The sequence below is a fragment of the Nonomuraea sp. NPDC049758 genome (genome assembly GCF_040674635.1).
GTDB lineage: Bacteria > Actinomycetota > Actinomycetes > Streptosporangiales > Streptosporangiaceae > Nonomuraea.
The window spans coordinates 125,755-139,329 of sequence record NZ_JBFAMZ010000023.1 but is presented as its reverse complement, the minus strand read 5'-3'; the positions used below and the strand labels follow the sequence as shown (position 1 = coordinate 139,329).

The following is a 13,575-nucleotide window of genomic DNA, read 5'->3' as shown; positions in this document are numbered from 1 at the left end:
ACTGGTGTGCTGGTGAGGGACCGCGGCGATGGGCCGCGGATGAACTCGGAAGGCTTGCACCATGAACGCAGCAACCCCTCTCGCCGGCCGCGTGGCCGTCGTCACCGGCGCGTCCAGCGGGATCGGCGAGGCCTCGGCCGAGCTACTGGCCGCGCTGGGCGCACGTGTGGTCGTCGTGGCGCGGCGTGTGGAACGGCTGGACGACCTCGTCGTCCGGATCGGTGAGGCCGGTGGTCAGGCTTCGGCACTGGCGGCCGACGTCACCGACGCGGCGGCGGCACGGGCCGCCGCCGAGCGGGTCGCGGCCGAGCTGGGCGGGGCCGACCTGCTGTTGAACAACGCGGGCGTCATGCTGCCCGCCCCCATCGAGGAGCTGACCGCCGATCAGTGGCAGCGCCAGATCGACCTCAACATCACGGGCCTGATGAACGTGATCGGCGCGTTCGTCCCCCAGCTGGTCGAGGCAGCGGGTACGCGCGGCGTGGCCGACCTGATCAACACCTCCTCCATTGCGGCGCAGAACATCTTCCCGAACTTCGCCGTCTACTCCGCGACCAAGGCGTACGTCACTCATCTGTCCCGGCACCTGCGGGCCGAGCTGGGGGCCAAGAACGTGCGGGTCTCGGCGATCGAGCCGGGGATCGTCGGCACCGAGCTGCAGAGTCACGTCACCGACGAGGGCGCGCGGGCGTGGCTGGAGGGCTCCAAGGAGACGATGGAGTGGCTCACGCCGCAGGATGTCGCGCAGACCGTCGGGTTCATCGCCAGTCTGCCGCCTCGGGCGAACCTCCAGCAGGTCACCATCATGCCCACCGGCCAGCCCAGCTGACCGCCTCCGCCGAGACCGGCTTGCCGCGATGGCACCCGTTCGGACGAAATGCTCCCGTGGGCGGCCACGACTGCACGAGGGAGTGGATACGGCGCCCCTCCCCCTCTCAGCCGGAGGGTGAGGTCGGCCTGCCGAGCACCTCGGTGAGAGCGGAGATGCTGTGGTCGCCGTGGCCGGCCTCGGCGGCTCGCCTCAGCAGGTCGTTCAGCGGGCCGAGCCATGCCACGTCGACGTTCGTCTCCCGCGCGAGGTCTTCGTCGTGGGCCGCTCCGGCCAGGAACAGGTTCACGGAGGAGGCGGCGTCGCTGTAGTCACCGCTGTCGATCTCCCTGGCATACACCGGGAGCAGGGACTTGATCATGTCCAGCCACTTGCCGGTGAAGCGCACCATGCTGCCCGCGTCCAGCCCGCGCGCCCGGAGGGCGGCGGCGCCCTGGAAGAAGCCGACGAGCGTGGGCAGCAGGAGGGCGCCCACCGCCATCTCGTACAGGGCGGCCAGGTCGACCTCGTCGCCCAGGTGGACGGTGTCGCCGCCCAGTGTCGTCAGCGTCGGCTCGCAGGCGTCGAAGACAGCCTTGTCCCCGCTGTAGTAGAGCAGGGTGTCCGGCGCCCCCACGGCTGCGGGCACGTTCTTGACCGCGCCGTCGAGGTAGCGGGCCCCGTGGGAGCCGGCCCAGGCGGCCGTCTCCCTGGCACCGGCCGGGGACCCGCTGTTCAGGGTGACCAGGGTGCGCCCCGACAGGGCGGCGGCGACCGGCTGCAGGATCTGGCGGGTGTCTTCGTACGTGGTCAGGCAGGTGACGATCAACGGGCTCGCGGCCACGGCGTCCTCGATCGCCTCCGCGTGGATCGCGCCCCTGGCGGCGAGGATTGCGGCCTTGCGCGGCGTACGGTTCCACACCGTCGTGGGGTGTCCTGCCCTGATGAACGCCTCGGCGATGGCCGTACCCATCGAGCCCAGCCCGATGACGGTCACGTTGTCGTCTGTCATTGCGTGTTCCTTGGTGATGTGTGGTGGTCGGGTCATTAGTGGTGAACGGGCACCGAGTGCTTGCCGGCGCCCTGTGAGGACGTCTTCCTGTCCCGGTGCAGCAGCAGGAGCAGCGCCGTCGCGAGCCCGGCCAGCGCGAAGACGGCGGTGGCCAGGAAGCCCGCCTGGAACCCGTCGTTCAGGCCCTCGGCGTCGGCGCCCGTCGTGGCGGCGAAGGCGACCGACGAGGCGATCGCGATGCCGAGCGCGGCTCCGATCTGGAAGACGGCGTTGTTGATGCCGGAGACCAGGCCGGACTCCTCGGGCTTGGCGCCGGTGAGCGAGGCGATGGAGGCTGCGACGTTGGTGCTGCCGATTCCGGAGCCGAAGACGACCAGGCCGAAGAACAGGTCGCTCCAGTAGCCGCCGTCAGGGTCGATCCGGGTCAGCAGCAGCAGGCCGCCGGCCAGCAGCGTCATGCCTGCGATCGCGATGGGCTTGTAGCCGACCTTGGCGACCAGCCGGGCGCTGACGTTCGCGCCGATGATCGACATGACCGCGTAGATCGCGGTGCTGAGCCCGAACTTCACCGCGCTGTAGCCGAGGACCTGCTGGGCGTAGAGCGAGGTGATGAGCGCCCCGCCGTACACCGTCATGGCGACGATGAGCATCAGGATGTTGCCGCCGACCACGGTCGGCGAGCGGAAGATCCGCAGCGGCACCAGCGGGGCCTGCGACCGGTTCTCGATCACGGTGAAGATCACGAGCAGTACGGCGGCGCCGATGAGCATGCCGACGGTCTGGCCGCTGCCCCAGCCGACCAGCGGCGCCTCGGAGACGGCGTAGACCAGCAGGGCGATGGCGGCGGTGATGGTCACCGCGCCCGCCGGGTCGAAGCGGCGGCGGCCGTCCTGGACCGGCGTCGTCTTGAGCAGACGGGGGCCGAGGACCAGGACCGCCACGACGACCGGGACATTGATGTAGAAGATCCACTCCCAGCCGAGCCCGTCGGTGATCGGGCCGCCGATGAGCAGCGCCGCGGTCGCGCCGAAGGCGCCGACGCCGGTCCAGATGCCCAGCGCCTTGTTGCGCTCGGGCCCCTCGGCGAAGGTGTGCATGAGCACCGCCATCGCGGTCGGTGTCATGATCGCGGCGGCGACGCCCTGGACGACCCTGGCAGTGATCAGCACCGAGTCGTTCCAGGCCAGGCCGCACAGCACTGAGGCGAGGCCGAACAGGGCGGTGCCGAACAGGAACATCCGGCGGCCGCCGAGCAGGTCGGCGGTGCGCCCGCCGAACATCAGCAGGCCGCCGAAGCTCAGCAGGTACGCGCTCATCACCCACTGGACGCCGCCCGGGGAGAAGCCGAGTTCGCTCTCGATGGAGGGCAGGGCCAGCATGACGATCTGGGAGTCGACGATGACCATGAAGAAGGACGCCACCAAGAGGGTCAGCGCCAGCCATCTCCGAGGGTCGGGGGCCGCCAGGGGTTCGCGAGGTGTCATCTTTTCCTCTTCTGGGATGTATCAGGGCAGCGCGAAGCCGCCCCGTGGGGATGTCAGGCCCGGTGAGGCCTAGTGGGGAGGGGAGACCCTCGCGGTCAGGCACATGCGGTCGAGCGCGTTCGCGACGGACACGGCCATGATCAGATTCGCGAGGTTGTAGGGACCGAGCAGGTTCTCCGCCGCGCCGTACACGTCATCGGGCACGCCGTCGGCCGGAAGCCTGGTCATCGTCTCGGCGAGAGCCAGGGCGGCACGTTCGGAGTCGGTGAACCGGCGCGAGTCGCGCCAGCCCGCCAGCTCGTTGAGCCGCTCCTGCCGCTCGCCCAGGCGGATCGCCTCCGCGGAACGCAGGGCCAGGAAGTACGCGCAGCCGTTGAGCTGGGCGACCCGGATGCGCGCCAGTTCGCGCAACCGGTCATCGCACAACCCCTCGCGCCGCAGCACGTCCTCCAGGTCGGTGATCAGGCTGACGGCTCGTGGCGACGCTGCCGCCAGTTCGATGCGCTGCCTGGTCATCGTGTGGTTCAGCCCTTCGTCGCGGTCGGTGGTCGTCTGCCTGAAGAAGTGTGAATCCGGCAGATGGTCACGAACAACGGCAAAGTTCTCACCGCTCGGTAAGGTGCCCTTACCGAAAGGGGGTGCCGGTGAACTGGCAGGAGCTGGAGACGTTCCTGGTGCTGGCCGAAGAGCTGCATTTCGGCCGCACGGCCGACCGCCTGCACGTGTCACGCGCCCGGGTCAGCCAGATGACCCAGGCGCTGGAACGCCGGATCGGCGGCCCGCTGTTCGAGCGCACCAGCCGCCGGGTGGCCCTGACCCCCTTGGGCAGGCAACTGCGCGAAGACCTCGGTCCGCACTGCCACGGAATTCTCGAAGCCGTGGCCAAAGCGTCGAACACCGCGCGCGGCACCGGCGAGGTGCTGCGCGTGGGCTTCTCCAGCCCGCTGGCCAGCGAGCGGGTCATGACCGTGGTCGAGGCGTTCCGAGCCTCGCATCCGCGGTGTGAGGTGCAGATCCGCGAAGTCCACCTGTCAGACAGGTACAGCGCGCTGCGACGGGGCGAGCTGGACCTCCAGGTGATCGAACTGCCCGTGGACGAGCCCGATCTGACCGTGGGCCCGGTGCTCGTGCGCGACCGGACCATGCTCGCCGTCTCCGCCTCGCACCGCCTGGCCGGCCGTACGTCGATCTCCATCGAGGATCTCGGAGGCGAGAACCTGCGGCTCATCGACGGCCTGCCGGGCTATTTCCAGGCGCGTCACATGCCTGATCGCACCCCGGCCGGGCGGCCCATCCATCACTCGACGACCACGAAGTACTGGCAGGAACTGCTCGCTCTCGTCGCGGCGGGCGAGGGCGTCACGATCGCCGCCGCCCAGGGCACCCGTTACTATCCACGGCCCAACCTGGTCTACGTCCCGTTCCACGACGTCGGGCCGTTCGAGTACGCGCTGATATGGCGTACGGCGAGCGTCTCCGCCAAGGCCCTGGCCTTCGCCAGGGTGGCAGTGGAGAAGCACGCCTCAAGGCCTGAGTCACTTGATCAACAAGCGCACATGTCGGCAGGCGCGGTGGCGCGCGATCGGTGGTGACAAGGCGCGGCGTCCGGCGATGACCTGAGGGAGCCGAGGAGCCGGCATGGGTGTTTCCGATCGGGTACGACGGACCCTCTACCGAGCGGTCAAGCCGCGTCTCCTCCACGTGTTCCACCACCTGGGCCCCGAGACGGGCCTCTCGCTCGCGCTCGCCGAGCTGGCCGGGAGCGGCCTCGGCGGCGAGGAGACGGTACGCTGCCCATGCTGGCCGCGCAGCTCGACCTGATGCGCGCTGATGTCGTGCTCCGGCTGTCCGACGTGCAGCGCGCGATCGACCACGTGGGCGCAGCCGAGGCCGTGCTCGCCCTTTTCGGTGCCGTCCCCAACACCGACCACCTGCCGGCCTGGGATCACGCCGGCGACCGCCGCTTCCGTGAAGAGGCGGACAGGAGCGGTCGTGACCACCTGGTCGTCGATGTCGACCATCAGGAGGTGTGGGTGGCCGCGCACGGTCCGCTCCGTCATCGGCCGCCTCGTCCGGGACCTGCGCTGACCCCGTCAGCGTGACAAGGACTGCAGTGACGACCCGGCGATCCAGTGCCCGGCCCAGCGCTTGATCTTGCGCAGCGCCTCCAGCCGGCTCGCCGCCCGGTCGAGCCGGTAGTACAGCCGCGGCGGCAGGTACGACAGCAGCGGCGAGTGCCGCTGGCCGAGCAGCGCGAACATCTGCGCGGGCTCCAGGCGCAGGTAGCGCGGCAGGTCCTCGTAGAACCGCGCGCTGTAGCGGGCGGCGCTCTGGACCGGCAACAGCGCGGCCTTGCGCTCCCGCGCGTAGGCCGCGAGCGCGGGCGCCAGGGCGGGGTGGCGCTCGATCGCGCCGGCCAGCGCGATGGCGTCCTCGATCGCGAGCGTGGTCCCGGCGCCGATGGAGTAGTGCGTGGTGTGCGCGGCGTCGCCGAGCAGGACGAGATTGCCGCGGTGCCAGGAGCGGTTCTTCACGGTCTGGAAGCGCAGCCACTGCGCGACGCCCTGCCCGCGCCCGACGAGCCGGTGCCCGTCGAGCAGGTCGACGAACAGCTTGTCCAGCAGCTCCAGGTTGCCCGCCTCGTCGGCGCGGTCGAGCCCGAGCCCGCGCCACGTGGCGGGCGCGCACTCGATCACGCAGGTGCTGCGCTCGTCGTCGAAGGGGTAGCCGTAGCACCAGATCCAGCCGTGCTCGGTCTCCACGAAGGCGAAGGTGAAGGCGTCGAAGACCTTGCTGGTCCCGAGCCAGATGTAGACGTTGCCCCCAGTGGCGACCTCGGTACCGAAGTCGTGGCGTCCGCGCAGCGGGCTGTTCACCCCGTCGGCGGCCACCACCAGGTCGGCGTCGGGGACCTCGCCGAGGATCTCGCGCTCGAACTCCACCCGCACGCCGAGTGCGATCGCCCGGTCGGCCAGGATGCCGAGCAGCCGGTGGCGGCCGATGCCGAAGCCCTCGTCGCCGCGGTGCGTGGTGGTGCGGCCGCCGACGAGGGCCATCCCGTCATGCCACCGCACGGACGCCTCGCCGATGGCGCGGGCCGACTCGGGATCGCTCTCGTACAGCCGGTCGAGCAGGCTGCCCCAGTACGTCACGCCCCAGCCGTACGTCGAACCCGCCGGATCGCGCTCGAAAACGGATATGTCACACGAAGGATCGCGCAGCTTCATCAGGATCGCGAAATACAGGCCAGCGGGTCCGCCGCCGACACAAATCACTTTCTGTACTTCATTTGGCACAGAGTAGTTATACGCATACAGTGCGCTACCACGTGCGCTACGCCACGCCGAGCCCGAGCCGGCTGTTCGCACGCATCGACGATGCAGCAGTCGGGGCGGTGGCGTTCTACGCCCGCCGAAAGTTGCATCCATGCAGTTCAAGCGGCATGTGAGTACTCGCGAAGGACGCCGCCGAGCCGGTCTCGTCGCCATATGTTCAGGTCGATGATTTGCTCTGGGTCCGTGAGCGGATCGGGGACAGTGCGCAGCGGCGCCGCTCGGTCCAGGGCTTGGCCGGCACGATGGTGGTTGTAGAAGTGTTCGTATTCCCATCCCTGTCTCGATTCAGAAAGCGCGCCCGACGACCAGCATTGTCCGGATCCATCACCAAATTCCTGGCGCTGCCCGTTCAAAGTGATGGTGTCTCGCTCGGGAAACACGATTTCGTACTGTGAGCTCGGGTTTTGCTGCACGGTCAGAGCGGCGGTTGCGACCACCCCAAGGATGTTGTCATCGCTGGTCCACGGTTGGTGAGGGCCTCGAGAACCAGGTACTCCGCCGTCAACTCCGTGGCCGGCCACGGTGGGATCACGCCGACCGACTCTGGCTTGCGCCGTCGATGGGTGGAAGTCTTCCACGTCACCCCAGCAACGAGCTTGCGCCGGCGCCGCAACCTGGTAGCGCGTAAGTGGGCCTTCACCGACGAGCGACGCCCGGGGCGGCCCGGCACCCACCAGGGTTTGATTGCGGCTGCTCCAAACCGGGCGGCCACAATCAGTAATCCGCTCACGCGCAAAGGGTCACCACATGCATCCTTCGGACGTGCCATTCGCCGAACTTCTCGCAGCCGGCCTACCAGGACAACTGTGCCTCACCTGGTGCCAGAGCGACGATTTAGAGGGGGTCGCGCGTAGATTCGGCGCGGACCTGCTCAGCGGGGACTGGCCCGGTGACGACTGAGCGTCCACTGGAACGTCGAACTGGACAGCTCGGTCGGCTACGCCGTAGACGGAGAGATCAAGATGGTGTTCCCTCTGGTGGACATCGAGACCCGCTACGGAGCAGACCCGGCCGTGCTGGACCCGGTGCTGCGGGAGGTTGGCCTGAACAGCGGGCTACCGATCGAAGCGCGTAAGGCACGCAGCCTGGCACTAGGTGAAAGAGTCAGCGTACGGCCCCTGACACCGGACCGGCTACATTCGCCGTGGTTCGTCTTCACGATCACGGACCCACTGCCTGACCTGCCCGTGTCCCCCTTCAAGCCTCGGCCGTCCTTTCTTGACGAACCGGAGTTTGTGCGCATTCTGACCGAGCCAGCTCCCATGGCAGCTCCGTCCATCGTCCAGATGGTCGGATCCATCGCCGTCGGAGTGGCCCTGCTACAGGATGAGTTGGCAGAGGAGATCACCGCGCTGCTCGACCACGGAGAGCGCTACCCGGGCCGGCGCGAAGCCATCCAGACGCGACTGGCCGAGCACAGAGACGCGACCTGGCAACAAGCCAGGAGACTGCGCGCCGAGGTCCCCCTGGGCCGCGCAGAGGGAGCGTCGGAGCTTGAACGGGCCAGCAGCGCCACGCGCATCCTCATAGCGGCCCTGCACCCAGACCCGATCGAGGCGGCCCTCTCAGCCACATCCCAAGGAGTGAATCTGCCCCTGCCTTCGCTCGAGCACGAACGCATGCGGATCCTCGACAAGGTGGGGCGTCGCATTGAGTACGATCTGCGACATTCCTAAGCATGGCTCTGTCGGGAATCTTGCACCATTCGGCATGTCCCGAAGGGCGACTGATCAGTAACTGTGAGGCTTTTGGGGTCGGCGAAGTCGGTCATTCCCCCGAGGTATGACTCAACACCCGAGCGGCACATCATGCGCGGGGAAGGCGGTCAGCCCTTGACGGTGAGGAGCGGGCGCAGCTCGGCCACCGGGTCCGCCACGCCTCCCGCCTGCAGGCTCGACACCACGGGCCCGATGTCCTTGTACGCCCACGGAGCTTCCTGCTTGAGGTCGCGCCGCCAGGCCGCCATCACGTCCGCGCGGCGCGCCACGGCCGGATCGCGGTGGTCCAGCGGCGTGACCACGCGGAACTCCCGGAGGAACGCGTCGAGGTCGCGGTCGCCGGCCCGCGCGGTGGCCCCGCGCGGGACTCGCCGTCCGGCGCCGTGGCAGGCGCTGGCCAACGTGCGGGCGTTGCCGTGGCCCCGCAGCAGGTAGCTGGACGCCCCCATCGACCCGGGCACGATCACGGGCTCGCCCCAGATCGCGTACGGGCCGCCGCTCATCTGCTCGTGACCACCCGCCGGCGTCGCGCCTTTGCGGTGGACGACACGGTCCTCCTCCTGCCAGAACAGGTTGTGCGGCGCGTCGTAGACCAGGCGCGTCGTCATCTGACCGCATTCGGCGGCGAGCCCGGCGCGCATGGTGAGGGCGAGGAAGAACCGATTGCCTGAGGCGAAGTTGGCGGCGTTGCCGAAGGCGTCCAGGTAGCGGCGCCGGGCGGCGGCCGTGCGCTCGTTCAGCAGGAACGGCAGGATCTGGTTGCGGGGTCGCGACAACCCCGGCGGCCAGGTCTGGCGCAGCCGGTCCAGCGCCGTGGCGTTGGCCTGGTGTCCCAGCGCCAGTGAGCCGCTGTGCACCATCAGGACGACCGCGCCCGCCGTCAGGCCCCACGCGTACGCGGCGGCGGGATCGTGGACCCGTGCCACGTACTGCAGTTCGGCGAAGTGGTTGCCGCCGCCGATGCTGCCGATGAGGCTGTCATGACTGGCGGCCTCGGCGCCGCCCGCGCTGGTGATCCAGTCGGCGAACGCGTCGGCGGTGCCGGTCGGGTGCGCCGGAGCGTGCATGCGGTCCAGGCAGTCCTCGGTGTCGGTCGGCTGGTGACCTTGCCAGGGGGCGTCGCCGGTGAGCAGGAGCCCCGGGAGCCCGTCGCGCAGGAGTGCCTCCCGCTGGGCGGGGGTGAGGGCGATGCGGCGGCCGCCCTCGAAGAACAGGTGCCGCAGCCGCCGTTCCAGGGCGTCCAGGCGCGGCCGTACCTGCTCCACGGTGAGTGAGGTCACCTCCAGCCGCATGCCGCAGTTGACGTCGTTGCCGACCGCCTGCGGGAGCAGCGCGCCCTCGGTCTCGATGACGGTGCCGATCGGGACGCCCGCGCCCTTGTGGAAGTCAGGGGTGAGGACGAGGCGGACCAGGCGGGGCAGCGGACCGTCGTGCCCGGGTACGGCCTCGGCGAGGCGGTCGAGGGTGTCGGCGGTCTCCAGGACGGACAGCACTTCGTCGACGGCGGCCGGTTCGAGCGGCACACGTTCGTCGGCACAGATGTCGACGGGGATGTCCCAAGGGTTCGGGAGGGTGAGCCACTGCTCGTCGCGGCGCAGGAGACGGCGGTCCTGACGGATGCGCATGATGGTGAAGTCCTTCGGGCTGCTGAAAGCGATGCAAGGGGCGGGCGCGACCGAAACGCGCCGAAGAAGGCGACGGACCGGAGCCGCCGCCGCGGGCCTCGTGGTTCAGCAGCCGCGAGGTGAAGGCGTGCGCGACTGTAGTACGGCACGCGCCGCCCCCACCACGGATTTACTCCTCCACCGAGGAGGCCCGGAACACGGGGAGTACGTCAACCTGAAGTGGATCCTCTACAACAACGCCTCTGATCGCGGAGAGATCACATGCCAAAACCCACCGACCTCTACGACCAGCTGGCCACCCGCGGGTTCGACGGTGCGGCCGAATATCCGGGTTTCCACATCGTGTGGGCCGAAGGGATGGGTGGCAACGAGCTGGCCCGGCGGCTCGGCGCCGATCCGGCCAGCGCGTACCGGTGCGGCCTGGACGGTATGGCGGGCCTCGGTGGCGGCCGTGCGAGCATGTGGGCCGGCGCTGCCGGCGGATGGGTGCAGGCCTTCATGTTCGACTGGTTTCCGAATGACTTCTCCTGGATCCAGGAGGCGTCGCGCGGAACGCGCCTGCTGAACATTCAATGCGCCGGCGGTCATCGTCTGGACTGGGCCGTCGACGGCGTCACGGTGGTCGGGCTCAACCTCGTCTGGCCGAGTGAGCGGTTCGGGGCCGACCCCACCGCGCTCGACCAGCTCATGCGAGACCTGCACTTCCAACTGGACGAACCAGCGGACATCTTCAACGAAGACCCCACCACGGTCGAGGTAGGCGTGACATCGGCCCTCCGGCTGGCAGGTCGCCTCACCGGGCGGGAGATCGACGCAGGGTGGCTGGACCGCACCCACAGCCTGTACCTGTTCTGACCTCAGCACTGACGCGTCCCCGGTTCGCGATGGGCGTCAAACCAGGCCCAAGGGCTTGACCTGCGTCAGGCGGGCGACGACGTGCCCGGCGAACATCCCCGGGTGGCCGACTCGGGGCGCCACCGGGTCACGCGAGCTTGAGCAGCAGTTCGGTGAGTTCGGCCGGCATGGTGATCATGCAGTCGTGGCCCGTCGGCAGCTCCCACACCTGTGCGGGGCTGCCGTTGGGCTGCGTCGCCGGAACGGGCCGCCGCGTGATGCCCTCCGGTACGCCCGCGACGCAGTGGATGTGCGTCCGCGGGATCGCGTGCGTGGCGGGGTTGTCCAGCCGGACCGGCTGCTGGAGGCAGAGCACCGGCTGGTCCGACAGCATCGCCCGCAGCCAGGCCACGTCCGCCGGGTCGGTGACCCCGAACAGGCCCAGGGGCGTCGGCAGCTCGGGCATCGGCGGGATCCGCCAGCCGGTCCCGGACTGCGCGGCGCGGTCGATGAGGGCCTGGGTGACGGGTTGCACGTCCACCGCGCTCTCGCCGTCCTCCGGGACCATCGCGTCGAGGTAGACCAGGTGGGCGATGCGTTCCGGGATGCGGTTGGCGGCGGAGGAGATGACCAGCCCGGCGTAGCTGTGGCCGACCAGGATCACGTCGGTGAGGTCGTTCCCGGTGATCAGCTCGACGATGTCGCCGGCGTGGGTGTCCAGTCCCACCCCGGGGCCGAGCAGACGGGCCTTGTCGCCGTAGCCGGTCAGCGACGGCGCGGCCGCCCGATGCCCGGCCGAGGTCAGGAGCGGCACCACCCGCTCCCAGCATCGTCCGCTGTGCCAGGCTCCGTGTACCAGCACGTACGTTGACATGTGCGGCTCCTTGCTCATCAAAGGGGTGTTCGTTCCCGAGTGAGGTTTCCGCTCGTCCGCCGGCGCAGCCAGAGCCCTCGCGATCCTGGGGGTGGGGGGGCCAGGCACGCGCCGCGGTGCGCCGTTACCGTGGGGCGCATGAGCGGCGAATCCAACCTTCTGGGCGAATACGTACGCGCCCGCCGGGAACTCGTCACTCCTGAGCAGGCCGGCATCCCTTCCTTGGGCGTACGGCGGGTGCCGGGCCTGCGCCGGGAGGAGGTCGCGATGCTCGCCGGCATCAGCGCCGACTACTACCTGCGCCTGGAGCAGGGCCGCGACCGCAACCCGTCCGGGCAGGTGCTGGTGTCCCTCGCGCGCGTGCTGCAGCTCGACGACGACGCGACGGCCCATCTGCTGCGCCTCGGGGCGGGCGACCCCCGGCGGCGACGGCGGCGGCCCCGCAAGGAGAGCGTTCCCACGGGCATCGCCAAGCTCGTCGCCGCGCTCACGCTGCCTGCGTACGTGGAGGGCCGCTCCTTCGACGTCCTGGCCGCCAACGCGCCGGCGACCGCCCTGTCGCCGCGGCTCGTGGCGGGACGCAACCGCCTGCGGGACGTGTTCCTCGACCCCGCCGAGCAGGCTCTCTACCCGGACTGGGAGGACGGCGCGCAGGGCATGGTCGCCGGCTTCCGCAAGTCCGTCGGCGCCGACATCGACGATCCCCGGTTCGTCGAACTCGTCGGCGAGCTCTCCCTCGCCAGCCCGCTGTTCAGCAGGCTCTGGGCCCGCCACGACGTGAACACGTGCGAAGGCGCGCCCAAACGCCTCGACCATCCCCAGGTCGGCGAGCTGTGGCTGAACCGGGAGAGGCTGGGCGTGAGCGGCGCGGCGGGCCAGACGCTCATCGTCCTGCACCCGGACCCCGGCACCGGCAGCGCCGAGAAGCTGGCGCTCCTCGCCTCCGTCACGCCTTCCGCCGAATCCAGCCACGGCAGGAGCCGGCGGAAGGCGTGACTCAGGCGGAGGGGCGCAGGCGGCGCTCGGCCGGTGGGATCAGCAGCACCTCCAGCGCGCGGGCGCAGGCCCGCGCGTGCGCGGCGAACCAGTCGATCCGCGCGTCGCTGATGACCAGCGGCGTGGAGCGCACGGCCAGCGCGTAGCGGACGTGGTTGTGCCGGTCGAGCACCGGCACCGCGACGGTGCGGATGCCGTCGCCCGACTCCCCGTCGTTGAGCGCGTACCCGGACTCGCGCACGCGGACCAGCTCCTCGCGCAGTTCGCGGTGGTCCACGATGGTGCGGCCGGTCAGCGCCGGCAGCGGGCCGAGCGCCTCCAGGTCGGCGCTGCCCTCCGGGTCCCAGGCCAGCAGCACCTTGCCCAGCGCCGTGGAGTGCAGGGGGCGGCGCAGCCCGGCGCCGCTGTCGGGGTTGAGCGAGCCGCCGCTCAGGATGACCGCGTGCCGGTCGTTGCGGACGGCCAGGTCCACGGTGGCGGAGGTGATGCGGGCCAGTTCGGCCAGTTCGGGGGCGACGCGGTGCAGGCCACGCCGGTGGAAGGAGAGCTGCCCCAGCTCCGTGATGGACGGCCCCAGCCGGTAGCGGCCGGTGCGCGCCTCCTGCTCCAGGAAGCCCGTGGCGGCCAGCGTCCTGGCCAGGCGGTGGGTGGTCGAGGTGGACAGCCCCATCCTGCGCGCCAGGTCGGACAGGCCGAGTGAGGCGTCACCGCCTCCGAAGCAGCCGAGCAGGCCGATCGCCCTGCGCACCGACTGGACGCTGTCGTCTGCTGCCATGCGGGAAACTCCGTCTGCCGAGTAGGGAGATCGGGGACCAGGTAGGAGCCGGTCCAGCCGGGAACGCTTCCCGCATCGCGGGACAATCTTTGCATTTCCTACCAATTTACAAGC

15 protein-coding genes are annotated in these 13,575 nt (G+C 69.9%); 7 read left to right on the top strand and 8 right to left on the bottom strand.

Annotation, left to right across the window (positions count from 1 at the left end):
• The first annotated feature begins 61 nt into the window (after positions 1–61).
• Complete coding sequence (locus AB0J46_RS42540) at positions 62–829, top strand: SDR family oxidoreductase (protein WP_364340746.1); 768 nt, start codon at positions 62–64, stop codon at positions 827–829.
• A gap of 106 nt (positions 830–935) precedes the next feature.
• Here AB0J46_RS42540 and AB0J46_RS42535 read toward each other — a convergent pair whose 3' ends face one another.
• The 3 genes from AB0J46_RS42535 to AB0J46_RS42525 all read right to left on the bottom strand — a co-directional run bounded on the left by AB0J46_RS42535 (position 936) and on the right by AB0J46_RS42525 (position 3,820).
• Positions 936–1,820, bottom strand: a complete 885-nt coding sequence (locus tag AB0J46_RS42535) for an NAD(P)-binding domain-containing protein (protein ID WP_364340745.1) — start codon at positions 1,818–1,820, stop codon at positions 936–938.
• 35 nt (positions 1,821–1,855) lie between these two features.
• Positions 1,856–3,304, bottom strand: coding sequence for an MFS transporter (locus tag AB0J46_RS42530; protein WP_364340744.1), 1,449 nt, complete (start codon positions 3,302–3,304; stop codon positions 1,856–1,858).
• A 69-nt stretch (positions 3,305–3,373) separates the two neighbouring features.
• Entirely contained in the window at positions 3,374–3,820 is a 447-nt protein-coding gene (locus tag AB0J46_RS42525) for a carboxymuconolactone decarboxylase family protein (RefSeq protein WP_364340743.1), read from the bottom strand.
• A gap of 128 nt (positions 3,821–3,948) precedes the next feature.
• Between AB0J46_RS42525 and AB0J46_RS42520 the strand changes: the two genes are divergently transcribed.
• Genes AB0J46_RS42520 through AB0J46_RS42510 form a run of 3 tightly spaced genes read left to right on the top strand, consistent with a single transcriptional unit; the run spans position 3,949 to position 5,406 of the window.
• Positions 3,949–4,896: a LysR family transcriptional regulator gene (locus tag AB0J46_RS42520; RefSeq protein WP_364340742.1), complete on the top strand. Its 948-nt coding sequence runs from the start codon at positions 3,949–3,951 to the stop codon at positions 4,894–4,896.
• A 46-nt stretch (positions 4,897–4,942) separates the two neighbouring features.
• Positions 4,943–5,125, top strand: coding sequence for a hypothetical protein (locus tag AB0J46_RS42515; protein ID WP_364340741.1), 183 nt, complete (start codon positions 4,943–4,945; stop codon positions 5,123–5,125).
• Complete coding sequence (locus AB0J46_RS42510) at positions 5,101–5,406, top strand: hypothetical protein (RefSeq protein ID WP_364340740.1); 306 nt, start codon at positions 5,101–5,103, stop codon at positions 5,404–5,406. Before AB0J46_RS42515 ends, AB0J46_RS42510 begins: the two co-directional genes overlap by 25 nt.
• Here AB0J46_RS42510 and AB0J46_RS42505 read toward each other — a convergent pair.
• Both AB0J46_RS42505 and AB0J46_RS42500 read right to left on the bottom strand, forming a co-directional pair.
• Positions 5,398–6,456 carry an FAD-dependent monooxygenase gene (locus AB0J46_RS42505; protein ID WP_364340739.1) on the bottom strand — a complete coding sequence of 353 codons (1,059 nt, stop codon included), beginning with the start codon at positions 6,454–6,456 and terminating at the stop codon, positions 5,398–5,400. The two genes, AB0J46_RS42510 and AB0J46_RS42505, sit on opposite strands and share 9 nt — an antisense overlap.
• A gap of 281 nt (positions 6,457–6,737) precedes the next feature.
• The gene (locus AB0J46_RS42500) at positions 6,738–7,076 is read right to left on the bottom strand and encodes a hypothetical protein (protein ID WP_364340738.1); all 339 of its coding nucleotides are present in this window, start codon (positions 7,074–7,076) and stop codon (positions 6,738–6,740) included.
• Positions 7,077–7,616: 540 nt separating this feature from the next.
• Between AB0J46_RS42500 and AB0J46_RS42495 the strand changes: the two genes are divergently transcribed.
• Complete coding sequence (locus AB0J46_RS42495) at positions 7,617–8,315, top strand: hypothetical protein (protein WP_364340737.1); 699 nt, start codon at positions 7,617–7,619, stop codon at positions 8,313–8,315.
• A 149-nt stretch (positions 8,316–8,464) separates the two neighbouring features.
• On the opposite strand, the gene AB0J46_RS42490 is transcribed toward AB0J46_RS42495, so the two are convergent.
• Entirely contained in the window at positions 8,465–9,982 is a 1,518-nt protein-coding gene (locus AB0J46_RS42490; protein ID WP_364340735.1) for an RtcB family protein, read from the bottom strand.
• Positions 9,983–10,243: 261 nt separating this feature from the next.
• On the opposite strand from AB0J46_RS42490, the gene AB0J46_RS42485 reads away from it, so the two are divergent.
• On the top strand, positions 10,244–10,837 hold the full coding sequence (locus tag AB0J46_RS42485; protein ID WP_364340733.1) for a DUF6461 domain-containing protein: 594 nt from the start codon (positions 10,244–10,246) through the stop codon (positions 10,835–10,837).
• A gap of 127 nt (positions 10,838–10,964) precedes the next feature.
• Here AB0J46_RS42485 and AB0J46_RS42480 read toward each other — a convergent pair whose 3' ends face one another.
• Positions 10,965–11,690 (bottom strand): alpha/beta hydrolase, encoded by a 726-nt coding sequence (locus AB0J46_RS42480; RefSeq protein WP_364340731.1) that lies wholly within the window; start codon positions 11,688–11,690, stop codon positions 10,965–10,967.
• 138 nt (positions 11,691–11,828) lie between these two features.
• Here AB0J46_RS42480 and AB0J46_RS42475 point away from each other — a divergent pair, with 138 nt between their 5' ends.
• The gene (locus tag AB0J46_RS42475; RefSeq protein ID WP_364340729.1) at positions 11,829–12,686 is read left to right on the top strand and encodes a helix-turn-helix transcriptional regulator; all 858 of its coding nucleotides are present in this window, start codon (positions 11,829–11,831) and stop codon (positions 12,684–12,686) included.
• Position 12,687: 1 nt separating this feature from the next.
• Here AB0J46_RS42475 and AB0J46_RS42470 read toward each other — a convergent pair whose 3' ends face one another.
• Positions 12,688–13,461, bottom strand: a complete 774-nt coding sequence (locus AB0J46_RS42470) for an IclR family transcriptional regulator (protein ID WP_364340727.1) — start codon at positions 13,459–13,461, stop codon at positions 12,688–12,690.
• Positions 13,462–13,575: the final 114 nt, after the last annotated feature.